The following is a 26,876-nucleotide window of genomic DNA, read 5'->3' on the forward strand; positions in this document are numbered from 1 at the left end:
TTGTAATCGCACCCACGCGGCTGAACAGTGACCGCGCAAGCTGCCGAGGTACGCCGTTTCTGCTGGTTGAGCAGGTCGCGCAGCGACCGTGTCGAAACCTGCTCACGAGTGGGCCGGTTTCGACACGCGCGCCACGGCGCGATGCTCAACCGGCGGTGGGCTCCATGCGCCGCTCGCCCGGCTCGGTCCAGCCGAGGTTGCGCGACATCCGCTCGAGCGACCGTATCGTGACGTTGTACTCCTCGGGGCTGAGCCCTTGCGACATGTCCGCGCGGATGCGGGCGACGACCTCTGAGATGCGCTCGAACGCGGTCTCGCCGCGCGGGGTGAGTGCGAATCCGCTCGGGGACGCGGCCACCCAGTCGCTCTCGACGAGCTCGTCGATCTCGCCCGCCGTGGTGCCGTCGGTTCCGAGGAAGGGGGAGAGCGCGTCGTTCAGCTCCTCCCGTGTCGCCGGGCCGCGACCGAGCAGGTTGAGCAGCTGCCACTGCCGCCGGGTCACCCCGTGCTCGTCGAGCGTGCCATCGAAGTGCTCGTCGATAAGGCGGTCTACGAGCTTGAGCCAGTATCCGATCGGACGTTGATCAGTCATACCCCCAGCGTAGGAGATGCCGCTTTCATAATTCAGGAGTGGACAGTGGCAAAGTAGATAAAAATGTGCGGAGCCCGCCCGCATCCGCCGCCCCACGGCCCACAGCGCGCGAAATCGGCGTCCAGGCCGGCGTCTCCTCCTGAATACCGGCAGCCGGCCGGCCTGACTCCTGAATACCGGCAGCCGGCCGGCCTGACTCCTGAATACCGGCAGCCGGCCGGCCTGACTCCTGAATGATGAAAGGGTCAGTGCCGGCGGCGGGGAAAGAGCCGCAGGATGGCGCGGATGCCGATGACGACCTCCATTGCGGCGGCGGGCCGCAGCCAGGCCGAGCGGGGAACATCCAGCATCCGCCCCGTCGTGATGCTCGCGGCGGCGATCGCGACCACGGGCGCTGCCCACGCGGCAAAGGTCAACGCCTTCACGGCGCGGCTCGGCTCGTGGCGCACGATGAACCAGGTCCAGAAGGCGGTGTCGGCGAGGAAGTCCGCCTGGGTGCCGAACGGGGTGACCGTGCCGGTGGCGCGGGCGATCTTGCCGTCGGCGAAGTCGGTGGCGAGTGAGATGACCGGCAGCGACCGGCCCAGGCGGTCCTCGAGCGCCGGCAGGGTGCCGCGGATGAGCGTGAGTGCGTTCGGGATGCCGATCGACCGCCGGTCACCGAGCATGCCCAGGTGGGTCACCGCCATGATCCAGCTGACGGCGATCCAGCCGAGTCCGCGCCGGTTCGAGAGGGCACCCGCCACCACATGGATCAGCGTCGACTCGAGCAGCGGCCGGGGGTTGATCCGCGCCTGGTGCACCGAGCGCATCGCAGCGAGCGCGATGAAGCGCGCCCACGCGCTCGGCTGCCACCTGCCGTCGCGAAGCACCTCGAGCAGCGAGTTGCTCGCCTCGCGACTGGCCGCCGCATTCATCCGATCCTGCTCGGTCGGCATCCGGAGCTAATCGATGCGGGCGGGCCGCGGCTTGACCGGCAGCATCAGGAGCAGGCCCGCGAGGAGCACGATCACGATGCCGATGATGCCGAACCGGGTGTCGCCGGTCATTAGGACGAACAGGCCGAACAGGCCGGGCGCGAGGAAGCTCACCGCGCGACCGGTGGTGGCGTAGAGGCCGAAGATCTCGCCCTCGCGGCCGGGCGGGGTGATCCGGGCGAGGAAGCTGCGGCTCGACGACTGCACTGGGCCGACGAAGAGAGTCAGAAAGAGCCCGGCAACCCAGAACCCGGACTTCGCGTCGCCGACGAACAGCACCGCGGAGCCGGCGATCACGAGGCCGCCGAGCGAGGCGATGATGATCGCCTTCGCGCCGACCCTGTCGTCGAGATAGCCGCCGATGAACGTGCCGATCCCGGCGACGACGTTCGCCGCGACACCGAAGATGAGCACCTCGGCGAAGCTGAAGCCGAAGACCTGCGCGGCGATGATGGCGCCGAGCGTGAACACGCCAGCGAGACCGTCGCGGAACACCGCGCTCGCGAGCAGGAAGAGGAGCACCTGCGGGCTCTTCTTCGCGAGAAGCCGGATGGTGCGGAACAGCAGCACGTAGCTGCCGAAGAAGCTCACCCGGTTTTCGCGCACCCGTGCGGGGATCTCCGGCACCGCGATGAGCACGGGGAGCGCGAAGACCGCGAACCACAGCGCGGCGACGACGATCGCGATCCGGATGTCGAGGCTGCCGCCGTCGCTTCCGCTGGGGAGGCCGAGCAGGCCGCCGCTGCCGATGCCGGCCACGCCGCCGATGAAGACGACGAGCAGCAGCACGAGCAGCACGATCCCGCCGACGTAGCCCATTCCCCAGCCGAATCCGGAGACGCGGCCCACTGTGGAGGGCGTCGAGACCTGGACGAGCATCGCGTTGTAGTTGACGCTCGCGAACTCGAAGAAGATGTTGCCGGCCGCCAACAGGGCGGCGCCGAGGTAGATGTAGCTCGGCACCGGAGCGACGAAGAACATCGCGCACATCGCCAGCACCACGAGGCCGGTGTTGATGGCGAGCCAGAGCTTGCGCCGGCCGGATCCGTCGGAGCGCTGCCCGAGGATCGGCGCGAGGAGGGCGATGAGCACGCCCGCGATCGTCAGGGCCCCGGCAACGACCTGGGCGCTTGCGGCCTGCGCAGCCTGCTCGCCCCGGGATGCCAGGATCTCGGGGTCGAAGAAGAGGCTGCTCGCGAGATAGGTGCTGAAGACAAAGGTCGTGACGACGGCGTTGAACGAGGCGGAGCCCCAGTCCCACAGCGCCCACGCCCGCACCCGGCCCTTCGGCACGGGTGTGTCGTCCATGAGGCCCTGCCCGACCGTGTTGACCGCGTCGTCGTCGGAGGGGAAGGGGGGCTCCGGCGCGGTGCCGTCAGCGGATGAAGGGTCGCTCATGATTCAGAGGGTAGTGCGCCCGGGCGAACGCAGGGGGATGCGCCGCTGGTGAATCAGGGGAGAGTGCCCGTGACGACGTGGATGTGCCCGCCCCGCAGCACGGTGTGCTCGGCATTCGCCGCCTCCCGCTCGGGCGCCCGCCACGGCCGCGCGGTGATATCCGCACCCCCCGCCGCGCAGGCGAGCCGGGCGAGCGGGGCGAAGACGGCGGCGGCGCCGGTCGGGAGCGCCATATCGACGATCCCCGCGCGTGCGCCGGGTCGCGCGACGCTGCGGAGGAGTTCCCAGGCCGGCATCCAGTCGTCGAACACGCTCATCGCGTAGCTCGAGAACGCAGCATCGACCCGCGGCCTGCCGCCCTCGCGCAGCGCGATCGACGTGATCTCCGCGGGGTCGAGCAGCAGCACGTCCGCTTCGAGGAGCGACACGTTCGCCCAGCCGTTTCGCCTCACGCGGTCGCGGGCGACGGCGAGCATCGAGGGGCTCCGGTCGAGGCCGATCACGTGCCCCTCGGCGCCCACCCGATCGAGAAGCAGCGGCAGGTTGAGCCCGGTGCCGCAGCCGAGGTCGAGCACGATGTCGCCGCGCCCCGGCTGCAGCGCATCGATCCCGGCGACGCGGCCCACGCGGTAGACGAGGCGCTCGCCGGAGAGCACGTCGTAGAGCCGCGCCCCGGCCGTGTACCGCTTGAGCATTGGTTTCCCCCGCGCCAGCTTCGAAGTCCGCGCAGATCCGGCGGTTACGATCCCCAGTATGGAAGAACGCGCTGAATGGGAACTGGTCGTCATCGGCGGAGGTTCGGCGGGTCTCGTCGCGAGCCGCACGGCCGCGAGCTTCGGCGCCGACACCCTGCTGATCGAGGGGGACCGCCTCGGCGGCGACTGCCTCTGGACGGGCTGTGTTCCGTCGAAGTCGCTCATCGCCGCGGCATCCGCCCTCACGATCGCGCGCAACTCCCCGCACTTCGGGGTGGAGGCGGACGCCGTGGAGCTCGACTTCGCCGCGGCCATGCGGCACGTGCACAGTGCGATGCACACGATCGCCCCGGTGGACTCGCCCGAGGTGCTCGCGCTCGCCGGGGTCGAGGTGCTGCGCGGACACGCTCGCTTCACCGGCCCGCGGTCGCTGAACGTCGAGGGGAGGGAGATCGGTTTCGGACAGGTCATCATCGCCACGGGAGGCTCGCCCGCGGTCCCGAAGATCGACGGAATCGGCAGCGTCGAGGTGCTCACGAGCGCGACGGTGTGGGACCTCACCGCGCTGCCGGAACGCCTCGTCGTGCTCGGCGGCGGAGCGGTCGGATGCGAGATCGCGCAGGCGATGGCGCGATTCGGGTCGGTCGTGACGATCGTGCACCGCGGGGACAGGCTGCTGGTCAAGGAGGCGCCGCGCGCGAGCGCGATCGTGCAGGCGGCGCTTGAGGCCGACGGGGTCACCGTGCTCACCGGGCGCCAGGCGGCCTCGATCTCCGGCGACGGCGACGGCGACGGCGACCGTGACCGCCGCGGCCTCGGCGGCGGCGACGGTGACCGTGACCGCCGCGGCCCGGGCGGCGGCCGTAGCGGCGCGGTGACCCTCGATGACGGCACCGTGGTGCCGTTCGACGCGATCCTCGCCGCGATCGGTCGGGCGCCCAACACGGGCTCGCTCGATGCGGACCGGGCGGGGGTCGAGCTCGATGAGGCCGGCAACGTGGTTGTCAACGCTCGGCTGCGTACTGCGAACCCGCGCATCTGGGCGGCCGGAGATGTGACCCCCCTGCCCAAGTTCACCCACACGGCCGGGATGAATGGCAGCATCGCCGCCTCGAACGCGGTACTCGGGCTGTTCCGCACGATTGACTCCACTGCGGTGCCGCGGGTGACGTTCACGCATCCGGAGGTCGGCTCGGTCGGCATCGTCCAGGCGGATGCTGCCGCGCAGGGCCTCATCGCGCGCACGATCGAGCACGAACACGTCGACCGGGCTATCGCCGAGGGTGCGATCGGCGGCTACACGCAGCTGCTTGTGGACAAGAGGGGGAAGATTCGCGGCGCGACGATTGTCGGCCCGCGGGCGGGGGAAAGCCTGGGCGAGGTGAGCCTCGCGATCTCCCGCGGCCTCACGACGAGCGACATTGCGGGAACGACGCACGCGTATCCGACCTTTAGTGACGCCGTCTGGAACGCCGCCGTCGCCGACGTGCGTGCCCGGCTCAACCAGGGCGCGACGAAGGTCGCAACGACGGCACTGAGGCGGCTGCGCCGGTGGCGGCTGCGCCGGTGGCGGCTGCGCTGAGTCCGGCAGCGTTGGCACCGCATCCGTCCCTTCCCCGTGCCAAATGAAGGCTATTCCGGCGCTCCGGACTGAGTGTGGTGCGATCGGGCGTCGACTGTGGTCTGAAGTGCCTTCATCGGGCATGGGGGGCGGAGCGGCGGGAGTCGGAGCGGCGGGAGTGGGGCCGCGCGCCCGGGTGCGCTCTCAACTGGCAGGGTGCGCCGAGTACGGAGTTCTGGCTGTTGAGACGTGTGGAGGAGCGACCACTATTGCGTAGTCGGTGCATCTGCGCGGCTCAGCGGAGGCTGCGGTAGTGCGCGAGGGTGCGCTGCTCAACTGGCAGGGTGCGCGAGGGTGCGCCTGGGTGCGCTGCTCGACTGGCAGGGTGCGCCGAGTACGGAGTTGTGGCTGTTGAGAGGCGTGGGGGAGCGACCACTATTGCGTAGTCGGCGCATCTGCGCGGCTCAGCGGAGGCTGCGGTATCCCACGACGATGCGCTGTACGGCGCTCACCGCCACGAACACGCCCCAGACCACGGCGATCTGCCAGGCGAGAAACGGCACGACGAGCCACAGGCTGTGCACGATGATCGTCTCGGTCCCCTCGGCGATGCGGCCGAGGAACGAGAGCGAGCGTCCGTCATCGATACGCCGCCCGGTGCGCTCGGCGGTCGACGAGAACGCGAGGAACGCGCTGCCGTTCACGTAGTAGGTGAGCAGCACCAGCGCGAACGGCCACCATGGGGCGTCGAATGCGACGCTGGCTCCGACGGCGACCCCGAACACGGTCGCGCCATAGACGACGAAGTCGCTGACGATGTCGAGGAAGCCACCCGCCTCGCTCGATCCGCCGGCTCCTGCATCCTCGCGCGAGCGCCGCAGCCGGGCGAGGGACCCGTCGAGCCCGTCGAGGATGCGGGAGGCAAGCCACAGCAGGAGGGCGAGCCACCAGAGGGTGAGGGCGGCGGCAAGAGCGCTCGCGAGCCCGAGCACAAGCCCGGCGATGGTGAGGCGGTCGGGGCTGATCCAGGGCCGGTCGATGGCGGACGCGACCGAGGTGAGCGGCTTGTCGATCAGGCGGCGGACGTGGGAGTCAAGCATCCGGCTCACCCGGGACCGGCGCCTGGGCCGGCGCCTGGGCCGGCGCCTGGGCCTGGACCTGCGCCGGGGCCGGGACCTGGGGCTGGGTTGGCGCTGGGCTTGGGGTCTGTGTCCGAGTCTGGGGTGGGACTGAAGCGCCGCCGCGCCGCATCCGGATCCCGACGATCGCCCCCGCGATGCTCAGAGCGCCCAGGGTGCCGACCGCAACATAAAGCCCTGGGCCGGGCTCAAAGCCGAAACCGCCGACCGCGACGAAGGCGAGGGTGCCGGGGATGATGCCGAGCATCGTGCCGATCGCGTAGTCGCGGCGACGCACGGAGGTGAGCCCCGCGGTGTAGTTGATCACGGTGAACGGCAGCACAGGAATGAGACGCGCACCGATGATGCTGGCGAGGCCGCGGCGGCGGAGGATCTCGTCGATGCGCTCGACCCTCGCCCCGGTGAACCGCTCGACGGCGTCTCGACCGAGTCCCCGACCGATAGCGAACGCGAGCGCGGCACCGAGCAGCGCGCCGAGGTAGACCAGCAGCGCGCCGAGCGCGAAGCCCCAGATGATCCCCGCCGCGATGCTCAGTACGCTCTTCGGCACGGGGGCCAGCGTCGCGAGGCCGTAAACGAGGGCGAAACCGATTGCGCCGGGCCAGCCTGCGGCTTCCGCCGCGGTCCTGATCTCATCCAGGCCGGGCAACTCCAGAGCGACCCCAACCGACACCGCCACGGCTACGAACGCCAGAAAGGCGGCGAGCTTCAGGAGAGCCCTGCGCCGGGCGCTCGTGTCGACACGAGCGTTCATGTCGAACCTCCGCCTGACATCAGATACCCACTGTAAGTGGCTTACTGTATCCGAGTGATCTGTTCGGGCAAGAGCACCCCCACCGACCGAGCATCACCTTCAAGGAGCCGAACGCCGTGACTCAGTCCTCCCTTCGCCGAACGTCGCTGACGCGCCGGGCGAAGGTCGCCGCCGCCGTGGGCCTCCTCGCCCTCACCGGATGCTCCGCGCCAAACTCCGAGGCCGCGACGCACGATTTCGCCAGCTGGGACGAGGTCGTGAGCGCAGCCGAGGGGCAGACCGTGCAGCTGTGGATGTATGGCGGCGACCAACAGGGCAACGCCTATATCGACGACGTGCTCGCCCCCGCCGTCGCCGAGCAGGGCGTCACCCTCGAGCGCGTGCCCGTCACCGACACCGCCGACGCCCTGAACCGGGTGCTCTCGGAGCTGCAGGCCGGACGCACCGCTGACGGCACGGTCGACCTGATCTGGGTCAATGGGGCCAACTTCTCCACCGGCAAGGAGGCCGGGGCATGGCTGTGCGACTGGACGAGCCTGCTGCCGAACATGGACAAGACCGCGGTCGACGACCCGCTGCTGAGCGACGACTTCGGAACCCCCGTCGACGGATGCGAGGTGCCGTGGCACAAGGCGCAGTTCACCATCGCCTACAACTCGGACATCATCGAGAACCCGCCGACGAGCCTCGCGGGCGTGCTCGACTGGGCCCGCGCGCATCCGGGACGCTTCACCTACCCCGCCCCGCCCGACTTCACCGGATCGGTGTTCACCCGCCAGGTGCTCTACAGCGTCTCCGGCGGCTACGAGAATGTTCCGCTCACCTACGACCAGGAATCGTTCGACGAGCTGTCCCCAGCGCTCTACGAGAAGCTCGTCGACCTTGCCCCCTCGCTCTGGCGCGCCGGCGACACCTACCCTGCGAGCTCCGACGAGCTCAACCAGCTCTACGCCGACGGGCAGGTCGACATGACCATGACCTACGGCCCGGCCACCCTGACCGACCTCGTCGCGGGTGGCGTCTACCCTGCCGGGACCAGGATCCTCACCCTCGACGAGGGCACCGTTGGCAACGCGAGCTTTCTCGGCCTGCCGTCCAACGCCGAGTCCCGTGCCGGAGCGATGGTCGTCGCGAATACGGCGCTCTCGGTCGAGCAGCAGGTCGCGAAGGCCGACCCCGAGGCCTGGGGCCAATTCACGGTGCTCGACTACGACTCCCTCGCATCGGCCGAGCAGGCGCTGTTCGATGCGCTGCCGAAGTCGCTCGTGGTGCCGAGTTACGACATCCTGTCGACGAACGCGAACCCCGAGCTGTCCGCCGCGTGGGTGCCGCCCCTTGACGAGGGCTGGCGAACGAGAGTGCTCGGCGCCCGCTAGGCGACCGGTCCACGCATGAGTCTCGCGCCGCTTCGGGGCCGCACGGCTGCGGCCGGGCGGCCGGGGCTGCGCGGCACGCTGCTCATTCTGCCCGCCGTCGTCCCCGCCCTGTTCGTGCTCGGCGGCGGAATCGGGGCGGCCGTCGCGCAGAGCCTCGGGCTGCTCCCGCTCATCGGCCCGGTGCGGTTGAGCCTCGACGCCTACACGGCGCAGTCCGGCGCGCTGCCGGTATCGATCGCGGTGTCGCTCGGCATCGCGACGGCATCCACCGCGATCGCCGCGGTCGTCGGCTTCGCCGCGGCCCTCGTGATCGTCTCCGGCCGCTGGGGCGGGCGGATCGTCGCGGCCATCAGCGCTGCGACCGTGACGATGCCGCACCTCATCGGCGCCGCCGCGATCGGCCTGCTCCTCGCCGACTCCGGCCTGCTTCCCCGGCTCCTCGGCATCGACGCGGATGCCTGGCCCCGGCTCGTCGGCGGACCGTGGTGGGTGGCCGTCGTCGCCGAATACGCGTGGAAGGAGTCCGCCTTCGTCGCGCTCGTCGTCGCCGGCACCCTCGCCACCCGGGTCGCGAGCTTCGACGAGACGGCGGCGCTGCTCGGCGCCGGACGCCTCGCGCGGCTGCGGTTCGTGATGATCCCGCTCTGCCTGCCCGCCCTCGTCGTTTCGTCCACGATCGTGTTCGTCTATACGCTCGGCTCCTACGAGGTCGCCTGGCTTCTCGGCCGCAGCTACCCCGAACCGCTGCCGGTCATGGCGCTGCGGCTCTTCGGCTCGATCACCCTCACCGCCCGCCCCGAGGCTGCCGCCGTCGCGGTCGTCACCACGGCGATCTCCCTCGCCGTCGTCGCGCTCGCCTTCCTCGCCCTGCGCCGCACTGCGCTGTGGAGGTGAGTGCGCGATGAGCCTCCAGGCCCGTTCCCTCACCGCCGACCCCCAGCGGGCGGATGCCGGTCGGCTGCGCCTTCCCGGAGACCCCGGCTCCCGGCTGACCGACTCGCGCGGCGCCGGCCGGGTTGGGCGGGTGCTCAGCGCGACGCTGCTCGCCGCCTGGTTCCTCGTGCCGCTCGTTCCCCTCGCGCTCTGGGCGTTCGCGGACCGGTGGTCGTTCCCGGAGGTGCTGCCCACGGTGTGGGGAATCGACGGCCTCGAGTCGGCAATCGCGCAGGGTGCCGTGCCCGCCTTCTGGCGTTCGCTCGCGCTCGGCCTCGTCGTCGCTGCGATCGCGACGCCGCTCGGCGCCGCGGCGGCACGGGCGCTCACCATGGGCGTGGTGCGCTGGCCGCGCGCCGTCGGCCTCGTGCTGCTCGCACCGATCGCACTGCCGCCGTTCGCCGCCGTCATGGGGCTCAACGTGGTGCTGCTGCGCGCCTACGTGCCGCCACTTGTCGGCCTCGTGCTCGTTCTCGTCGTCATCGCGCTGCCTTACACGACCTTCGCGATGCGCGTCGCCTACGCGGCCCACGACATCCGGTTCGAGGAAGAGGCACGCACCCTCGGGGCCTCGCCGTGGACCGTGCTCTGGCGGATACACATCCCGCTCGTCGCCCCCGCCCTCGCCCGGGCGGCGTTCCTTGCGTTCCTTGTCGGCTGGAGCGACTACATCGTGACGGTCATCATCGGCGGCGGCGCCGTCGTGACCCTCCCACTCGTGATCGCCTCGAGTGCCGCCGGCATCGGCAACGACTCGGCCGTCGCAATCCTCTCGCTCACCGCGATCCTGCCGCCGCTCATGCTGCTCCTGCTGCTCGGTCTCGCCGGCCGCCGAGGCGCCGGCCGCCGAGGCGCCCGCCCCCGCCGGCGCCGACCCGCTCCCGATCCGATCGGCCCGCGCACTGCCCGGTCCCGACTGCACGAGACTGGAGCCACCCGATGACCTCCCACCTTCTCCTCGATGGCGTGTCGAAGCGCTTCTCGAACGACCACGCGCCCGCGCTCGACGCCGTGACCCTGGATGTCGCCGCGGGCTCCTGCACCGCGATCCTCGGACCGAGCGGCTCGGGAAAGAGCACGATCCTGCGGGTGATGGCCGGCCTCGACCCGGTGACGTCGGGCCAGGTGCTCGTCGACGGCGTGGATGTCGCTGGCCTCGCCCCCGAGCGCCGCGGGATGGGCATGGTGTTCCAGCGCCCGCTGCTGTTCCCGCACCTGAGCGTGCTCGACAACGTCGCCTTCGCCGACCGGGTCTCCGGGGTGCCGCGCGCGGTGGCCAGGGTGAACGCCGAGCTGTACCTCGACATGGTGCAGCTCGGTGGCTATGGGCGGCGGTCGGTGCGGGAGCTCTCCGGCGGGCAGGAGCAGCGCGTCGCGATTGCGAGGGCGCTCGCGGCGCGGCCGCGCGTGCTCCTGCTCGATGAGCCGTTCAGCGCCCTGGACCCCGAGCTGCGCTCCGACATGCACGCGCTCATCGACGACATCCGTTCCGCCCTGTCGCCGACGATCGTGCTCGTCACCCACGACCGCGACGAGGCGTCGGCGGTTGCCGACCGGATCGCTGTGCTGCACGAGGGCGAGCTGCTGCAGCACGATACCGTCGATGGCGTCTACACCCGGCCGGCGTCGCTGCGCGTCGCGCGGCTGATGGGCGGACTCAACGAGGTGCCTGGGATCATCGTGGACGGCGCTCACGTCTCGGCGCTCGGGCGTGTTCGGCTGGATGCTGGGCGCGACGTTTCCGATGGCCCCGCGACGCTCGTCGTGCGGCAGGAGGCGGTCGGCGTGCGGGCGCTCGGCGGGGATGCCTTCGGCGCGGATGCGTTCGGCCGGGATGCGGCCGCTGGCGACGTCGTGGGAAAGGTCACAGGCATCCGTCATCTCGGTCCGCGCCGACTGCTCACGATCAGGTTCGGCGCTGCGGGTGCCGAGGGTGCCGCCGGCACCGCCGACGTCGAGCTCAACGCGGAGCTGCCGCCCGGACAGGGCGTCGCGGTCGGGTCGCGGGTTGCGGTGACGCTCCCGCCAGCGGCGGTCTCGACAGTGCGGGCGTAACCGTACGCTACTGGCTCGCCTTGCCGGTCGAGCGCACGGCCGTCAGGCCATCCGGACGCGACACGATCGCCGGGTCGGCGGCGCTGCGGCCGATGAGCGGGAGGAGCTCACGCAGCCCGATGTTCTCGATCGGGTCGAGCACCGAATGCTGGGTGCAGGCGGGAACGGTGCGGCCGTCTTCGGGGTGGCTCATCGCGTACATGCACGAGCCGAGGCGCTCCTGCGTCTCCTTGATCTTCGGGTCGTCGCTCGTGATGCCCTGCTCCAGGAGGGCCCAGGCCGGGGCGACCTCGGCCGCATCCATGAAGTTGTGCACAACGAAGGTCTTGAAGCCGAGCTTGCCCGCGCGGGCCGCGCGGATCATGGCGCCGGCGCCTCCGGCGCGCTTCACCACCCGGCGGGCCAGCCCGATGAGCGGCGGAATGTCGCCGGGGTGGCCGGCGATCGCGCGAATGATCTTGATCGTCAGGATGTGCTTCGGCACGTCGCCGAAGATCATGCCGCCGAAGTGGTCGAGGAACCGGTCGCGCGCCGCGATGTCGCGCGGGTCGTCAGCATCCAACAGCACGGCGAATCGGCCGTCGACGCGCATCCCCACGGTCGACCTATTGCAGCGGGGATCGCCGAACTGGGTCGCCTTCCACGGGATCCTGTGGCCGGCGCCCTCCTCGATCTTGTCCCAGACCGCGTCCATCGTCACCTCGGTGAAGTCCTCCTTCCAGCGGCGGTCGTCGCCGATGAAGGCGGCAGGTTGGAACGACATCATGTTGTAGGGCATCTCGAGCACATCGCGAGTGACGCTCGCGACCTCGCCGACGTTCGAGGGCGTCACCGTCATGTTGTGGGCGAGGTAGGAGCTGACCCCGTGCTGCTTCTTGAGGTCGACGAACATTCTCGCGAACGTCTCGCGGAACGGGTTCAGCTCGGCCTCGTTACGGGGCCGCACCGCACCGCGGCGGCCGCGCATGAGCGAGTCGAAATGGGCGGCGAAGGAGACCTTTGTGAAGCGGGGCTGGCCGTTCTCGTCGAGTACGACGTCGAGCAGGTAGTCGTAGGAGAAGTCGCCGTGGGTCATCGACATCGGCTCGCGGCCGAACTTGCGCATCGTCAGCAGCGCCTCGGCGTGGTCCTTGGCCGGCAGCAGGCTCACCTCGCCGCCGATCAGCTGCGCGTGGGCGCGGGGGCCGCGCACCTGATGCAGAAACTCCATCTGCTCGTGCACCTCAGAGAGGGTGTGCTCGCCATCGACGCGCACCTTGTTGGCATCGGCGGAGTGGTAGCAGGGGGAACAGGTCAGATCGCACTTGGGGAACACGCCGTGGGTGCCCTCGCAGCCGATGGCGCACCGGCCGAGCAGCTGGTTGTCGGTCTTGACGTGTTCGGGCAGGTCGGCCCAGCGCCTGTCGAGCACGATTCGCGAGTGGGGGTGGATCGGCCGGGTGGCGAGCTCGAAGGCGCGGAGTGACCTCGCGGCGATCATGGGTTCCCTCCTCGCCCTTCGCTCATGCTGGCGCGTGTTCGTTGATTCCTATTGTGGTGCCACGGGGGAGGATGGGGACATGTCGAACACTGAGCCGCGACCCTGGACGGCGAACTACCAGCCCGGCGTGCCCACCGAAATCGAGCTGCCGACCGAGTCGCTCGTCGAGATGCTCGAGCGGTCGGTTGCCGAGGCCGGCGACCGCCCGGCGATGGAGTTCTTCGGACGCCGCACGAGCTACACCGAACTCGGCGAGCAGGTCGACCAGGCGGCCGAGGGTCTGCGCCGCCTGGGGGTGCGCCCGGGCGACCGGGTGGCCCTCATTCTGCCGAACTGCCCGCAGCACGTGGTCGCGTTCTACGCCATCCTGCGCCTCGGCGCGGTCGTGGTCGAGCACAACCCGCTGTACACCGCGCGAGAGCTGCGCCACCAGTTCGAAGACCACCAGGCCCGGATCGTGATCGCGTGGGACAAGGTCGCTGCCTCCCTCGCCGGCCTCCCCGCTGACGTCGAGATCGACCACGTCGTCTCCGTCAACCTGCTCGAGGCGTTTCCGGCCCTCAAGCGCCTCGCTCTCCGGCTGCCGGTGCCGCGCCTGCGCCAGTCCAGGGCGGCGCTCTCCGGTCCGGCGCCCGGCACGATCCCCTGGAAGAGGCTGCTCGGCCACGGGCGCATCGACCCCGCACATCCGCGCCCCGCCGTGGGAGACCTCGCCGCGATCCAGTACACCTCCGGCACCACCGGCCGGCCGAAGGGGGCCATGCTGAGCCACCTCAACCTGTACGCCAATGCGCTGCAGGGGGAGGCGTGGATGCACGGCGCCGAGTACCGCAAGGAGGTGTTCTATGCGATCCTGCCGATGTTCCACGCGTTCGGCATGACGCTGTACCTGACGTTCGGCATCCGCAAGCAGGGCCTGCTGGTGCTCTTCCCCAAGTTCGACGCCGACCTGGTGCTCGATGCCATGAAGAAGTCGCCGGCGACGGTGTACTGCGCGGTGCCGCCGATCTACGAGCGCACCGCCATGGCCGCGAAGGAGCGGGGAATCTCGCTCCGCTCGTGCCGGTTCTGCATCTCCGGGGCGATGAACCTGCCCAGCCACGTCGTCGAGCTGTGGGAATCGGTGTCGGGCGGGCTGCTCGTGGAGGGATACGGGATGACCGAGTCGTCTCCGGTCGCGCTGGGCAACCCCTTCCACCCCACCCGCCGCACCGGCACCATCGGGGTGCCATTCCCCTCGACGTCGATGAAGGTGGCCGACCTTCTCGACCCCGCCGTCGAGGTTCCGCAGGGGGAGCCGGGCGAGCTGTTGATCGCGGGCCCGCAGGTGTTCCAGGGGTACTGGAACAACCCCGACGAGACCGCGAAAGTACTGCTGCCCGGCGGCTGGCTGCGCACGGGTGACATCGTGACGGTCGACACCGACGGCTTCACCACGATCGTGGACCGCGCGAAGGAGCTCATCATCACCGGGGGCTTCAACGTCTCGCCCTCCGAGGTGGAGTCGGTGCTGCGGCTGCACGACACCGTCTCCGATGCGACCGTGTTCGGCAAGCCGCTGGATCGTGGCGGCGAAATGGTCGTGGCGGCGGTCGAGTTGCGGCCGGGGTCCGCGCTCGACGAGGAGGCACTGCGCGCGCACTGCCGCGAACATCTCGCGGCGTACAAAGTTCCGCGCCGCATCGTGGCCATCCAGGACACCCCACGCTCCCTCCTCGGCAAGCCCCTGCGCAAGCAGACCCGCGAACGGGTGCTCCCGACGCTCTGAGCCGGGCGTTCGCGTCAGAACTTGAAGGCGAGCTCCGCCGGGTAGTCGCCGAGCGCCGTGAGCTGGGTCGCGGCCTTCTGCAGGTGCGCGAGGGTGAGGCCGATCGTGCCCGGCCCGAAGCTGATGCGGGAGACGCCGAGCTCGGCGAGGCGCTTCAGCGGCACAGAGGTCGGGTTGGAGATGACCGAGATCATGCCGTCGATCTCGTCGAGGGCGCGTTTGACCTTGTCTTCGGTGCCGAGCCCGAGCACGAAGGCGACGTCGGCGCCGGCGGCGAGGTAGGCGTTCGCGCGCACGATCGCGTCATTCCAGTCGTCGGGAGTGCCGGCGAGGGAGTCGACGCGCGCATTGATCACGAGCGGAACGCCCGACTTGTCGGCGGCCGCGCGGGCGGCGGCGACGCGCGAGACCGCGGTGTCGAGATCGAACAGGGGTGCCTTCGGCTGGCCGATGCTGTCTTCGATATTGATTCCGGATGCCCCGGCCTCGATGAGCCGGGCGACGTTGGCCTCGACGCCCGCGGCATCCGGGGAATAGCCCTTCTCGAAGTCGACGCTCACGGGCAGCTCGACGGAGCGGACGATGAGTGCTGCGACGGCGATCGCCTGGTCGACGCTGAGGCCCTCGCCGTCGGGCACGCCGTGCGCCTCGGACACCGAGTGGCTGGCCGTCGCGAGGGCCTTCACACCGGGGGCGGCGGCGACAATTCGGGCCGTGATCGAGTCCCAGACATTGGTGACGATCAGCGGGGTACCGGGCACGTGGAGCGAGCGGAGGAGTTCGGCCTTCTGGACGTTAGTTTCGTGAGTCATGCTTCCACCTAACCGAGAGTGCGCTCGGATAGTTACCTGATGGAGGAGGTTCACAGGCAAGCAGAACTGTTCGGATAGCCATTGCGTGCCTGAATGTTAGCTACTAACATTTCTGCCATGACCAAGGCCCAGCGCACCAGGGAGCGTCTCGAACGTGCTGCGATGGACCTCTTCGAGCAGCGCGGGTACGACGCTGTCACGGTCGGCGAGATCGCCGCGGCCGCCGGGGTGACGGAGATGACCTTCTTCCGCAACTTCGCGGGCAAGGAGGCGGTGCTGCTCGACGACCCGTACGATCCGGCGATCGCCGAGGCGGTCGGCGCCCAGCCCCGTCACCTGCCACCGATCGTGCGGGTCAGCGCGGGAATCGCCGCGGCATGGCGCGGCCTCCCGGAGCCTGACTCCGAGTACACCCGCCGTCGCATCCGCATTGCAGCCGGCAGTCCCGCCCTCCGCGCTGGAATGTGGCGCAACAACGCGCACACCGAGCGAGTGATCGTCGACCGGCTCATCGCGGACGGCGTCGACCCGCTCGCGGCGAGCGTCGCGGCATCCGCCTGCCTCGCCGGTCTGCTCGCGGCCCTGCTCGACTGGGCCGGCTTCGAGGGCGATGCGGGCGCGGGCGGCACCCTCGGTGCGAGGATCGAGCGGGCACTCGCAATCGTCGCCGGGAGCCCATCGTGACTCCGCGGCTCGAACTGCGCGGCGTGCGCAAGATGTACGAGGGCGGCGACGGCGTGCTCGGCGTGGACCTCACCGTGATGCCGGGCGAGATCCACGCGATCGTCGGCCTCAACGGAGCGGGCAAGTCGACGCTCATGCGACTCGCGTTGGGCATATCGACCGCGGATGCCGGCTGGGCCGGCATCGACGGAGTGCCGGTTCCCGCCGCGCGGTGGGACATCTGGGCAGGCGTCGGCCACCTGCTCGAGACGCCCCTCGCCTACCCGGAACTCACGGTGCGGCAGAACCTGCGGCTGTCGGCGCGACTGCACGGGCTGGGCGGACCCGCCGCGGATGCGGCGGTGTCGGCGATCATCGCCGAGCTCGGCCTCGAGAAGTACGCCTCCCGTCGGGCCGGGCGCCTGTCGCTCGGCAACCGCCAGCGGGTCGGCCTCGCGGCTGCCCTGCAGCACTTCCCGCGGCTCGTCGTTCTCGACGAGCCGAGCAACGCGCTCGACCCGGCCGGCGTCATCCTGCTGCGCGAGGCCATCGCGTGCCGCGCTCGAGCCGGCGCAGGCGTGCTGATCTCGAGCCACCACCTCGACGAGGTCTCCCGCATCGCCGACCGGATCACGGTGATCAACGGCGGCCGCGTCGTGGGAGAGCTCGATCCGGCCGGCACCGATATCGAGCGCGCATTCTTCGCCATCGTGCGCGCGGACGACGAGCCTGGTTCCCGCGCGGACCATGACGCCCTCGCCCCCGGCGGTCGCGAGCCCGGCGGCCGCGCCGATCGGGAGGCCGGGCGATGACCCGCTCACGCCTGATCGGCGCCGCCCTCGAGGCAGAGTGGCTCAAGTTCCGGTCCGCGCTCGTGCCCCGGGTCGCGACTGCGGCGCTGGTGCTGGGAATCGCAGCGCTCTCCTCCTCGTTCGCCCTGGTCGCCGGCCAACCCGAGTCGCTCATGGCGGCGAAGCTCAACGCGCTTGTTGTCGGCACCGGATGGACCGCGCTGGTCTCGCTCGCCTCCCAGATCACCGCGGTCGGCGGTCTGCTGGGCTTCGGCGTCGTGCTCGCCTGGCTGTTCGGGCGCGAGTTCGCCGATGGGGTGATCGCTGGTCTCTTCGCCCTGCCGGTGCGTCGCGGAACAACCGCTGCGGCGAAGCTGCTCGTCTACGCGGGCTGGGCCCTGGCCCTGTCGGCAGCACTCGTCGGCGTGATTCTCGGGATCGGTCTGGCGCTCGGGTTTGGCGCGCCAACGTCAGCGGATGCCGGGTCGATGGCGAGACTGTTCGTGATCGCGCTCCTCACCGCCGGGCTCGCGCTGCCTGCCGCCCTCGTCGCCACGATCGCGCGCGGCTACCTCGCGCCCATTGGCTCCGTGATCGCGCTCGTCGCGATCGCGCAGATCGCCGTCGTGCTCGGCGCCGGCGGATGGTTCCCCTGGGCGGCGCCCGGGCTGTGGGCCGGGCTCAGCGGCGTCGACGCCACGAGTCGGGTGACGCTGCTGCAGCTGCTGCTCGTCGTTCCCGTCGCGGCAGCATCCGTCGCCCTCACGACGCGTGCATGGGCGCGGCTGCAGCTCTGAGCGGCGGTCGGCCTGAGGAACCTGTGAGTTGAGCCGCGTCGACTCAAGTTTTCCGCCCCCGACTTGACAGCCGCCAGAGCGCCCTGCAAACTTGACACAGCGAGGCTCAAGTACCCCTCGCGACCGACCAAGAAGGAGCACTGAGCACATGGCTCGAGCAGTAGGAATTGACCTCGGAACCACCAACTCGGTTGTCGCCGTTCTCGAAGGTGGAGAACCGACCGTCATCGCCAACGCCGAAGGCTTCCGCACAACCCCGTCCGTCGTCGCGTTCACGAAGGATGGCGAGGTGCTCGTCGGTGAGACCGCGAAGCGCCAGAACGTCACCAACGTCGACCGCACCATCTCCAGCGTCAAGCGCCACATGGGCACCGACTGGAACACCAGCATCGACAACAAGAAGTACACCGCGCAGGAGATCTCCGCGCGCATCCTCGGCAAGCTCAAGCGCGACGCCGAGCAGTACCTCGGCGAGCCCGTCACCGACGCCGTCGTCACCGTTCCCGCGTACTTCAACGACGCCGAGCGCCAGGCGACGAAGGATGCCGGCGAGATCGCCGGCCTCAACGTGCTCCGCATCATCAACGAGCCGACGGCCGCTGCGCTGGCCTACGGCCTCGACCGCGGCAAGGAAGACGAGCTCATCCTCGTCTTCGACCTCGGTGGCGGAACGTTCGACGTGAGCCTGCTCGAGGTGGGCAAGGACGACGAGTTCTCCACCATCCAGGTGCGCTCGACCGCCGGCGACAATCGCCTCGGCGGCGACGACTGGGACAGCCGCGTCGTGGACTACCTGATCCAGAAGTTCAAGGAGACCACGGGCGTCGACGTCTCCAAGGACAAGATCGCGATCCAGCGCCTGAAGGAGGCCTCGGAGCAGGCGAAGAAAGAGCTGTCGTCGCAGATGTCGACGACGATCCAACTTCCCTACCTCTCGCTCACCGAGAACGGACCGGCCAACCTCGACGAGCCGCTGACCCGCGCCAAGTTCGAGGACCTCACCAAGGACCTCCTCGACCGCACCAAGAAGCCGTTCCAGGACGTCATCAAAGAAGCCGGAGTCTCGGTGGGCGACATCGCCCACGTCGTGCTCGTCGGCGGATCGACCCGCATGCCCGCCGTCGCCGAAATGGTGAAGAGCCTTCTCGGCGGCAAGGAAGCCAACAAGGGCGTCAACCCGGATGAGGTGGTCGCCGTCGGCGCCGCCCTCCAGGCCGGCGTGCTGAAGGGCGAGCGCAAGGATGTCCTGCTCATCGACGTCACCCCCCTGAGCCTCGGTATCGAGACCAAGGGCGGCATCATGACCAAGCTCATCGAGCGCAACACCGCCATCCCGACCAAGCGCAGCGAGACCTTCACCACGGCCGACGACAACCAGCCGTCCGTCGCGATCCAGGTCTTCCAGGGCGAGCGCGAGTTCACCCGCGACAACAAGAACCTCGGAACCTTCGAGCTTCAGGGCATTGCTCCGGCGCCGCGCGGCATCCCGCAGGTCGAGGTCACCTTCGACATCGACGCCAACGGCATCGTGCACGTGTCCGCCAAGGACAAGGGCACCGGCAAGGAGCAGTCGATGACGATCACCGGCGGCTCGTCGCTGCCGAAGGAAGACATCGAGCGCATGGTGCGCGAGGCCGAGGAGCACGCAGCCGAGGACAAGGAGCGCCGTGAGGCGGCCGAGACCCGCAACACGGCCGAGCAGCTCGCCTACTCCACCGACAAGCTCATCAAGGAGAACGACGAGAAGCTGCCGGACGACGTCAAGACCGACGTGCAAGCCGATGTCGACGCGCTGAAGAGCGCGCTCGCCGGCGAGGACGACGCGGCCATCAAGACCGCGTTCGACAAGCTCAACGAGTCGCAGCAGAAGATCGGCCAGGCTCTCTACGCGCAGAGCCAGGCCGCTCCGGAGGCCCCGGCCGACGAGTCCGCCGACACCGACACTGGCAGCGACGAGGACATCGTCGACGCCGAGGTCGTGGACGACGAGCCAGAAAAGAAGTAGCCGATGTCAGACAAGAAGAAGAACCCCCAGGACGGCGAGCCGGTCGAGCCCGAAACGGCGCCGGAGCAGCAGTCGGAAGACGGCGACACCGCCGTCGTCGAGGGTGTCGACGACCTCATCCAGGCCGAGGATGCCGATGTCGAAACCTCGCTGAGCGAGGAGGACGTCGACCTTCTGGCCGAGGCCGAACGTGACCTCATCGCCGACATGCGGAACGACATGAAGCGGGCCCAGGCCGAGCTCGTGAACTTCCGGATGCGCGTGGAGCGCGACCGGGCCGCCAACCGGGAGGCGGTGATCGCGGAGGTTCTCCGCTCGCTGCTTCCTGCGATGGACGACCTGGTTCGCGCTGAGAGCCACGGCGACCTCGTCGAGGGCACCCCGCTCGCCCTCGTCGCCCAGAAACTGCGCGGCGGGTTTGAGAAGTACGGGCTGCGTCAGGTGGGGGAGAAGGGCGAGCCCTTCGACCCCAACTTCCACGAGGCCCTCGTGCAGCTGCCGTCTGCCGACGTCACGGTGAACACCGTGGCCGACGTCATCGAACCGGGCTACGCCCTTGGCGACCGCCTCATCCGCGCCGCCAAGGTCGCCGTTCACGTTCCCGCCGAATAGGAATCGAATGGCTAGCCAGGACTGGTTCGACAAGGACTTCTACGCCACGCTCGGCGTCTCGAAGGATGTCTCGGCTGCCGATCTGAAGAAGGCCTACCGCAAGCTCGCGCGGCGGTATCACCCGGATGCGAATCCGGGCGATTCCGCCGCCGAGGCCAAGTTCAAGGAGATCAGCGAGGCCAACGCGGTGCTCGGCGATGCCGAGCAGCGGGCCGAGTACGACCAGATGCGCGCGATGGGACCCGGACGTCCCCGCTTCACAGCGGGTGGCGGCGGCCAGGGAGGCGGGTTCGACGACGTCTTCGGCGGCAGGTTCGGCGCGGGCCAGCGCCCCACCTATTCGACGGCCGGGGCTGGTCCCGCCGGCTACGACGATCTGTTCGGCGGGCTGTTCGGCGGAGGCGGCTTCGGCCAGTCGACCGGCGGCTTCCGCGGAACCGGTGCGCCGACCAAGGGGCGCGACTACACGGCATCCACCGCTCTCGACTTCGCCACGGCGATCAAGGGCGACACGATCCGGTTGCAGCCCTCGGACGGCCGGCCGCTGAACGTCAAGGTGCCGGCGGGCGTCATGGACGGGCAGAAGATCCGCGTACGAGGCAAGGGCGAACCGAGCCCCGATGGCGGAGCGCCCGGCGACCTCGTGCTGACGGTATCGGTGCGTAAGCATCCGGTGTTCGAACGGGACGCGATGAACCTGCGGGTCGACGTTCCCGTGACGTTCGTCGAGGCGACCCTCGGTGCGACGATCGAAGTGCCGACCCTCGGGGGCGACCCCGTGCGATTGCGTGTTGCCCCAGGCACCCCGAGCGGGCGCGTGCTGCGAGTCAAGGGCCGCGGTGTCGAGACTGCCAAGGGAACGGGCGACCTGCTCGCGACCGTGCAGGTCGCAGTGCCATCGCACCTGAACGCCGCGGCGGAGAAGGCGCTCGCCGAGTTCGCCGCCGCGCTCCCGCAGGAGAACCCGCGTCTGGACCTGCTGGACCGCGCGAAGATCTGAGGCCCGCGATGGATGTGAATACCCCGATCTTTGCCATCGCGATGGCGGCCGAGCTCGCGGGGATGCACCCTCAGACCCTCCGCCAGTACGACCGGCTCGGGCTCGTGAGCCCGGACCGCACCGCCGGCAAGTCCCGCCGCTACTCGATGCGCGACGTCGAGCAGCTGCGGGAGGTCGGCCGGCTCACGGCGGAGGGTCTCAACCTCGAGGGCATCCGGCGCATTCTGACCCTCGAGGACCAGGTGGCGCAGCTCGCGGCACGGGTGCGCGAGCTCGAGTCTGCGCTTGCCGACGAGATGCTCCAGCGGCCGGGGCGGCGCGTGTTCGCCGCGAAGGAGTCCGGGTACGTGATCTCGCTCCCGGCCGGCACCCGGGCGCAGCGCAGCAACGAGCTCGTCGTCTGGCGGCCGGTGCTGTTCGACTGACCTGAGTCGACTGACCCGAGCGGATGGACCCGAGCGGATGGACCCGAGCGGATGCTGGGTGGGCTCGCCCAGCGAATCCGGGGTCGTCTACGGTGGACTGATGCTCGAATCGACTTCGTCCCCCGCCCGCGCCCACCAGCTGCCAGAGGGGTCCTCCGGCTGGGTGCGGGTGCGGGGCGCCCGGGAGCACAACCTGCGTGGCGTCGACGTCGACATTCCGCGTGACTGCCTCGTTGTCTTCACGGGCGTCTCGGGGTCGGGAAAGTCGTCGCTCGCGTTCGGCACGGTGTTCGCCGAGGCGCAGCGCCGCTACTTCGAGTCGGTCGCGCCCTACGCCCGCCGCCTCATCGACCAGGTCGGCGCGCCCGAGATCGACTCGCTCGACGGACTGCCGCCGGCGGTCGCCCTCAAGCAGTCCAGGGGCGGCACGAGCTCGAGGTCGTCGCTGGGCACCATCAGCTCCCTCTCCGACGTGCTGCGGCTGCTGTTCAGCCGGGCGGGGAGTTACCCGGCCGGGGCCGCCCACCTGCCGGCCGCCGCCTTCTCGCCGAACACGGTCGTGGGCGCCTGCCCGACCTGCCATGGCCTCGGCGTCGGGCGCAGCACGACCGAGGAGCTGCTCGTGCCGGACCCGACGCTCTCGATCAACGACGGCGCCATTGCCGTGTGGGCGAGCCGGGGCTGGCAGGGCGTCAATTTTCGGCGCATCGCGAGCGAGCTCGGCTACGACATCGACCTCCCGTTCCAGGAGTTCTCCCGGGAGGACCGCGACTGGCTGCTCTTCAGTGATGAGGAGCCGACAGTGCGCGTCAACGTGCGCGAGGGCGGTAACGACCGGCCGTACAACGGCACCTGGTACTCCGCCCGCAACTACCTGATGCGCAACTACGCGAAGACCGAGTCGGAGTCGCAGCGCCAGCGGCTCGAGCCGTACATCGTGGTCGGTGCATGCCCCACATGCAACGGCAAGCGGCTCGGTCAGGCGGCCCTCTCGGTCACCTTCGGCGGATTCGACATCTCCGAACTCGCCCGGATGCCGCTCTCCCGACTGTGCGAGGTGCTCGATGCCGGACTGGATGCGCAGTCCCACGGCGTCGACGAGCACGGCGCGCCCGCAGCATCCGCCGCCCGCGCGCTCGTCAAGGACCTCGGCGTGCGGGTCGAGGCGATCGTGCGCCTCGGCCTCGGCTACCTGTCGATGGACCGGTCGAGCGTCAACCTGTCGCCGGGCGAGCTTCAGCGCATCCGCCTCGCCAGCCAGCTGCGGTCCGGGCTCTTCGGGGTGCTCTACGTGATGGACGAGCCGTCGGCGGGACTGCACCCGGCCGATGCCGCGGCGCTCTACGAGGCTCTGCAGCAGCTCATCTCCGCGGGCAACTCCCTCTTCGTGGTCGAGCACGACCTCGACATCGCCCGCCGCGCCGACTGGCTCGTCGACGTCGGCCCGCGGGCCGGCAGCGAGGGCGGGCGCGTGGTGCACAGCGGACCGCCGCACGCTCTCGAGCACGTGACGGACTCCGTCACCGCCGGGTTCATGTTCCCCGCCGACGGGCCCCGCCGGCACGAGGCGCGCACGGCCCAGTCGTGGCGGCACTTCGCCGACCTCTCCCGCAACAACCTGCAGAACGTCTCGGTCGACATCCCGATGGGCGTGATGACGACCATCACGGGGGTCTCCGGGTCGGGGAAGACGTCGATGCTGGCCGACATCATCGAGCGCGTCGACGCTCAGAACGACGTGGAGAACACCCCCCAGCGAATCATCTCGATCGACCAGAAGCCGATCGGGCGCTCGCCGCGGTCGAACCTCGCGACCTACACCGGGCTGTTCGACACCGTGCGCCAGCTGTTCGCGAAAACGGCTGAGGCCGAGCAGCGCGGCTTCACCGCCAGCCGCTTCTCGTTCAACGTCGACGGCGGGCGCTGCCCGACCTGCAAGGGCGAAGGGTTCATCAGCATCGAGCTCGTCTTCATGCCGGACAATTACTCGCCGTGCCCGACCTGCGAGGGATCCCGCTACAACCCGGAGACCCTCGAGGTGCGGTTCGAGGGGGCAAACATCGCGGAGGTGCTCGGCATGACGGTCGAGGATGCGCGGGAGTTCTTCGCAGCGGTGCCCCCGGTGCGCCGCGCCCTCGACGCCCTGACCGACGTCGGTCTTGAGTACCTGACCCTCGGGCAGCCAGCCACCGAGCTGTCCGGGGGAGAGGCTCAGCGCATCAAACTCGCAACCGAATTGCAACGACCGACCCGCACCGGCACGATCTTCGTGCTCGACGAGCCCACCGGCGGGCTGCATCCGGCCAATGTGCGCTACCTGGTCGAGGTGTTCGAGTCGCTCACGGCCACCGGCAACACCGTCATCGCGGTCGAGCACAACATGGACGTCGTCGCGGCCTCCGACTGGGTCATCGAGCTCGGGCCGGCCGGCGGCGACCGCGGGGGCAGGGTCGTCGCCGCGGCCACCCCTGCCGACCTCCTGCACCACCCGGACAGTGTGACCGCGCCCTACCTCGCGCGGGCCACCGGCTGACCGCCGCGCCTGCGCTCACCGCTGTCATTATTCAGGACCTACGGCCGGGGGTGGTTGTCATTATTCAGGAGTCTGGCCCGGGGGTGGCTGTCATTATTCAGGAGTCTGGCCCGGGGGTGGCTGTCATGATTCAGGAGTCTGGCGACAGAAGGCAGCCTTTTCAGCCCGGTAACTGCCACATTGGCCACATCCGCCGCTTTGGCCCCGGCTGGTCCTGAACGATGAACCGAGCTGGCACCCAGAACTCCTGAATGATGGATGCCGTCTGCTGCACTTTCTCCTGAATGATGGATGCTGTCTGCTGCAGTAACTCCTGAATGATGAAAGCAACCAGCAACCAGCAACCAGCAACCAGCCACCGGCTACTGGCTGAAGGCGGCGTCGAACGACGACGTCGGCGGCTCGAAGTCGAACGACTTCAGGAAGGCGAGAGCCTCCGGGGCGCCGCGCAGCCGGTCCATCCCGGCATCCTCCCACTCGACCGAGATCGGTCCGGTGTAGCCGATCGCGGTGAGCGCGCGAAAGCTCTCCTCCCACGGCACATCGCCGCGACCGGCCGAGACGAAGTCCCAGCCGCGCCGCGGGTCGCCCCAGGGCAGGTGCGACGACAGGATGCCGTTGCGTCCGCCGCCTATCCGCATCTTCGTGTCCTTGCAGTCGACGTGGTAGATGCGGTCGGCGAAGTCGGAGATGAACGCTACCGGGTCGACCTGCTGCCACATGAAGTGGCTCGGGTCCCAGTTGAGCCCGAATGCCGGACGGTGCCCGATCGCCTCGAGTGTGCGCACGGTGGACCAGTAGTCGTAGGCGATCTCCGAGGGGTGCACCTCGTGCGCGAACCGCACGCCGCACTCGTCGAAGACGTCGAGGATCGGGTTCCACCGGTCGGCGAAGTCCTGGTAGCCGGCCTCGATCATCGTCGCCGGTACGGGCGGGAACATCGCGACGTACTGCCAGATCGACGACCCGGTGAAGCCGACGACCGTGTCGACACCGAGCCGCTTCGCGAGCCTGGCGGTGAGCTTCATCTCCTCGGCCGCGCGCTCGCGCACGCCATCCGGGTTGCCGTCGCCCCAGACTCGCGGGCCGACGATCGACTGGTGGCGGAAGTCGATGGGGTCGTCGCAGACGGCCTGCCCGGTGAGGTGGTTCGAGATCGCCCACACCTTGAGGTTGTTGCGCTCGAGGATGTCGAGCTTGCCTTGGATGTAGTCGTCGTCGTCCCAGCGCGAGGCATCGAGGTGGTCGCCCGACACGGCGATCTCGAGCCCGTCGTAGCCCCACTGGCCAGCCAGCTCGGCGACCTTCTCGAACGGGAGGTCGGCCCATTGGCCGGTGAAGAGGGTGAAGTTGCGAGGCATGGAACGATTCTCCTAAATGGTGGTGGACGCGGCGAGGTCGACCCGGACACCGCGGGCGGCGGCGCTCTGTTCGACGGCGGCGAGCACCCGCTGCACAGTGAGGCCGTCGGCAAACGACGGCGAGGGCGCGGAGCCCTCCGCGATCGCCACGAGGAAGTCACGGATCTGATGGGTGTGGCTGTGCTCCCAGCCGAGCACGTGGCCGGCCGGCCACCAGGACCCGGCATACGGATGCTCGGGCTCCGTGACGAGGATGCGCCGCCAGCCCTGCGTCTCGGCGCTGTCGCCCGCGTCGAAAAGATTCAGCTCGTTGAGCCGCTCGAGGTCGAAGGTGAGGCTGCCGCGGCTGCCGTACACCTCGATTCGCAGGGCATTCTTCGCGCCGAGCGCGACACGCGACACCTCCACGGAGGCGATCGCGCCGGCGCCCACGGGGCCGCCGGTCAGTCCGAGGGTGGCCCAGGCGGCGTCGTCCACCGTGACCGGTTCGTCGCCCGATGGCCCCGGCCGCGAGTCGACGAAGGTGTGCAGCCGGCCGGAGGCGTCGCTCACCGAGGCACCCTCGCCGAGCAGGAAGTGGATCTGGTCGATCGCGTGCGAGGCGATATCGCCGAGCGCGCCGGAACCGGCCGTCTCGGCGCGCAGGCGCCAGGACATCGGGGCATCGGCATCCGCGAGCCAGTCCTGCAGGTAGCTCGCGCGCACCTGGCGCACCTCACCGAGCCGCCCGTCGGCGATGAGCTGGCGGGCGAGCGCGAGTGCGGGCACGCGGCGGTAGTTGAACCCGACCATCGAGCGGATGCCGCGCTCGGCGGCGGCGCTCGCCGCGGCGACCATCGCCTCGGCCTCGTCGAGGCTGTTCGACAGCGGCTTCTCGACCAGAACGTGCTTGCCGGCGGCGAGGGCCGCGACCGCGATCTCGGCATGCAGAGCGCCGGGGGCGCAGATGTCGACGATGTCGATGTCGTCGCGTGCGATCACCGCACGCCAGTCGGTGGAGTGCTCCTGCCAACCGAGCCTCCCGGCCGCCGCGGCGACCTGCTGCTCGTTCCGTCCGACCAGCACGCGGCGCTCGACCGCAGGCACGTCGAAGATGGCCCCGACGTTGCGCCAGGCGTGCGAGTGCGCCTTGCCCATGAACTCGTAGCC

Annotated in this window: 24 protein-coding genes; 14 read left to right on the plus strand and 10 right to left on the minus strand. The window is 69.8% G+C overall.

The window, feature by feature from the left end; translation table 11 throughout:
* Nucleotides 1–145 precede the first annotated feature (145 nt).
* The 4 genes from BHD05_RS02635 to BHD05_RS02650 form a co-directional block, all read right to left on the minus strand.
* Nucleotides 146–592: a MarR family winged helix-turn-helix transcriptional regulator gene (locus tag BHD05_RS02635; RefSeq protein ID WP_161885050.1), complete on the minus strand. Its 447-nt coding sequence runs from the start codon at nucleotides 590–592 to the stop codon at nucleotides 146–148.
* Nucleotides 593–837: 245 nt separating this feature from the next.
* On the minus strand, nucleotides 838–1,530 hold the full coding sequence (locus BHD05_RS15645) for a CDP-alcohol phosphatidyltransferase family protein (protein ID WP_202614277.1): 693 nt from the start codon (nucleotides 1,528–1,530) through the stop codon (nucleotides 838–840).
* 6 nt (nucleotides 1,531–1,536) lie between these two features.
* The gene (locus tag BHD05_RS02645) at nucleotides 1,537–2,967 is read right to left on the minus strand and encodes an MFS transporter (protein WP_161885051.1); all 1,431 of its coding nucleotides are present in this window, start codon (nucleotides 2,965–2,967) and stop codon (nucleotides 1,537–1,539) included.
* Between the two features lie 53 nt (nucleotides 2,968–3,020).
* Nucleotides 3,021–3,662, minus strand: a complete 642-nt coding sequence (locus tag BHD05_RS02650; RefSeq protein WP_161885052.1) for a class I SAM-dependent methyltransferase — start codon at nucleotides 3,660–3,662, stop codon at nucleotides 3,021–3,023.
* A gap of 58 nt (nucleotides 3,663–3,720) precedes the next feature.
* On the opposite strand from BHD05_RS02650, the gene BHD05_RS02655 reads away from it, so the two are divergent.
* Nucleotides 3,721–5,244 carry a dihydrolipoyl dehydrogenase family protein gene (locus tag BHD05_RS02655; protein WP_161885053.1) on the plus strand — a complete coding sequence of 508 codons (1,524 nt, stop codon included), beginning with the start codon at nucleotides 3,721–3,723 and terminating at the stop codon, nucleotides 5,242–5,244.
* Nucleotides 5,245–5,687: 443 nt separating this feature from the next.
* Here BHD05_RS02655 and BHD05_RS02660 read toward each other — a convergent pair whose 3' ends face one another.
* Entirely contained in the window at nucleotides 5,688–6,323 is a 636-nt protein-coding gene (locus BHD05_RS02660; protein ID WP_161885054.1) for a CDP-alcohol phosphatidyltransferase family protein, read from the minus strand.
* Nucleotides 6,316–7,116, minus strand: coding sequence for a TVP38/TMEM64 family protein (locus BHD05_RS02665; protein WP_161885055.1), 801 nt, complete (start codon nucleotides 7,114–7,116; stop codon nucleotides 6,316–6,318). Before BHD05_RS02665 ends, BHD05_RS02660 begins: the two co-directional genes overlap by 8 nt.
* Before the next feature lie 116 nt (nucleotides 7,117–7,232).
* Here BHD05_RS02665 and BHD05_RS02670 point away from each other — a divergent pair, with 116 nt between their 5' ends.
* Genes BHD05_RS02670 through BHD05_RS02685 form a run of 4 tightly spaced genes read left to right on the plus strand, consistent with a single transcriptional unit; the run spans nucleotide 7,233 to nucleotide 11,480 of the window.
* A complete protein-coding gene (locus BHD05_RS02670; RefSeq protein WP_202614278.1) occupies nucleotides 7,233–8,492 on the plus strand; it encodes an ABC transporter substrate-binding protein in 1,260 nt (419 codons plus the stop codon).
* 15 nt (nucleotides 8,493–8,507) lie between these two features.
* Complete coding sequence (locus BHD05_RS02675; protein ID WP_161885056.1) at nucleotides 8,508–9,386, plus strand: ABC transporter permease; 879 nt, start codon at nucleotides 8,508–8,510, stop codon at nucleotides 9,384–9,386.
* Between the two features lie 7 nt (nucleotides 9,387–9,393).
* Complete coding sequence (locus BHD05_RS02680) at nucleotides 9,394–10,368, plus strand: ABC transporter permease (RefSeq protein WP_161885057.1); 975 nt, start codon at nucleotides 9,394–9,396, stop codon at nucleotides 10,366–10,368.
* On the plus strand, nucleotides 10,365–11,480 hold the full coding sequence (locus BHD05_RS02685) for an ABC transporter ATP-binding protein (protein ID WP_161885058.1): 1,116 nt from the start codon (nucleotides 10,365–10,367) through the stop codon (nucleotides 11,478–11,480). The genes BHD05_RS02680 and BHD05_RS02685 overlap by 4 nt, the downstream gene beginning before the upstream one ends.
* Nucleotides 11,481–11,487: 7 nt before the next feature.
* Here the strand turns inward: BHD05_RS02685 and BHD05_RS02690 are convergent, their stop codons facing one another.
* Complete coding sequence (locus BHD05_RS02690; RefSeq protein WP_202614279.1) at nucleotides 11,488–12,960, minus strand: hypothetical protein; 1,473 nt, start codon at nucleotides 12,958–12,960, stop codon at nucleotides 11,488–11,490.
* Between the two features lie 79 nt (nucleotides 12,961–13,039).
* Between BHD05_RS02690 and BHD05_RS02695 the strand changes: the two genes are divergently transcribed.
* Nucleotides 13,040–14,728 (plus strand): long-chain-fatty-acid--CoA ligase, encoded by a 1,689-nt coding sequence (locus BHD05_RS02695; RefSeq protein WP_161885059.1) that lies wholly within the window; start codon nucleotides 13,040–13,042, stop codon nucleotides 14,726–14,728.
* Between the two features lie 14 nt (nucleotides 14,729–14,742).
* Here BHD05_RS02695 and BHD05_RS02700 read toward each other — a convergent pair whose 3' ends face one another.
* A complete protein-coding gene (locus tag BHD05_RS02700; RefSeq protein WP_161885060.1) occupies nucleotides 14,743–15,540 on the minus strand; it encodes an isocitrate lyase/PEP mutase family protein in 798 nt (265 codons plus the stop codon).
* Nucleotides 15,541–15,657: 117 nt separating this feature from the next.
* On the opposite strand from BHD05_RS02700, the gene BHD05_RS02705 reads away from it, so the two are divergent.
* The 8 genes from BHD05_RS02705 to BHD05_RS02740 all read left to right on the plus strand — a co-directional run bounded on the left by BHD05_RS02705 (nucleotide 15,658) and on the right by BHD05_RS02740 (nucleotide 24,366).
* Complete coding sequence (locus tag BHD05_RS02705) at nucleotides 15,658–16,224, plus strand: TetR/AcrR family transcriptional regulator (protein ID WP_161885061.1); 567 nt, start codon at nucleotides 15,658–15,660, stop codon at nucleotides 16,222–16,224.
* Nucleotides 16,221–17,015: an ABC transporter ATP-binding protein gene (locus BHD05_RS02710; protein WP_236966621.1), complete on the plus strand. Its 795-nt coding sequence runs from the start codon at nucleotides 16,221–16,223 to the stop codon at nucleotides 17,013–17,015. Before BHD05_RS02705 ends, BHD05_RS02710 begins: the two co-directional genes overlap by 4 nt.
* Complete coding sequence (locus BHD05_RS02715; RefSeq protein WP_161885062.1) at nucleotides 17,012–17,791, plus strand: ABC transporter permease; 780 nt, start codon at nucleotides 17,012–17,014, stop codon at nucleotides 17,789–17,791. Before BHD05_RS02710 ends, BHD05_RS02715 begins: the two co-directional genes overlap by 4 nt.
* A gap of 148 nt (nucleotides 17,792–17,939) precedes the next feature.
* Nucleotides 17,940–19,796: a molecular chaperone DnaK gene (gene dnaK / locus BHD05_RS02720; protein ID WP_161885063.1), complete on the plus strand. Its 1,857-nt coding sequence runs from the start codon at nucleotides 17,940–17,942 to the stop codon at nucleotides 19,794–19,796.
* A 3-nt stretch (nucleotides 19,797–19,799) separates the two neighbouring features.
* Nucleotides 19,800–20,408 (plus strand): nucleotide exchange factor GrpE, encoded by a 609-nt coding sequence (locus BHD05_RS02725; RefSeq protein WP_161885064.1) that lies wholly within the window; start codon nucleotides 19,800–19,802, stop codon nucleotides 20,406–20,408.
* Between the two features lie 7 nt (nucleotides 20,409–20,415).
* Complete coding sequence (locus BHD05_RS02730) at nucleotides 20,416–21,408, plus strand: DnaJ C-terminal domain-containing protein (protein ID WP_161885065.1); 993 nt, start codon at nucleotides 20,416–20,418, stop codon at nucleotides 21,406–21,408.
* Between the two features lie 8 nt (nucleotides 21,409–21,416).
* A complete protein-coding gene (locus BHD05_RS02735) occupies nucleotides 21,417–21,833 on the plus strand; it encodes a heat shock protein transcriptional repressor HspR (RefSeq protein ID WP_161885066.1) in 417 nt (138 codons plus the stop codon).
* A 100-nt stretch (nucleotides 21,834–21,933) separates the two neighbouring features.
* Nucleotides 21,934–24,366: an ATP-binding cassette domain-containing protein gene (locus BHD05_RS02740; RefSeq protein ID WP_161885067.1), complete on the plus strand. Its 2,433-nt coding sequence runs from the start codon at nucleotides 21,934–21,936 to the stop codon at nucleotides 24,364–24,366.
* Nucleotides 24,367–24,728: 362 nt separating this feature from the next.
* On the opposite strand, the gene BHD05_RS02745 is transcribed toward BHD05_RS02740, so the two are convergent.
* Nucleotides 24,729–25,727: a sugar phosphate isomerase/epimerase family protein gene (locus tag BHD05_RS02745; RefSeq protein WP_161885068.1), complete on the minus strand. Its 999-nt coding sequence runs from the start codon at nucleotides 25,725–25,727 to the stop codon at nucleotides 24,729–24,731.
* Nucleotides 25,728–25,739: 12 nt separating this feature from the next.
* Nucleotides 25,740–26,864 (minus strand): Gfo/Idh/MocA family protein, encoded by a 1,125-nt coding sequence (locus tag BHD05_RS02750; protein ID WP_161887316.1) that lies wholly within the window; start codon nucleotides 26,862–26,864, stop codon nucleotides 25,740–25,742.
* Nucleotides 26,865–26,876: the final 12 nt, after the last annotated feature.

It is taken from the genome of Marisediminicola antarctica (genome assembly GCF_009930795.1).
GTDB lineage: Bacteria > Actinomycetota > Actinomycetes > Actinomycetales > Microbacteriaceae > Marisediminicola > Marisediminicola antarctica.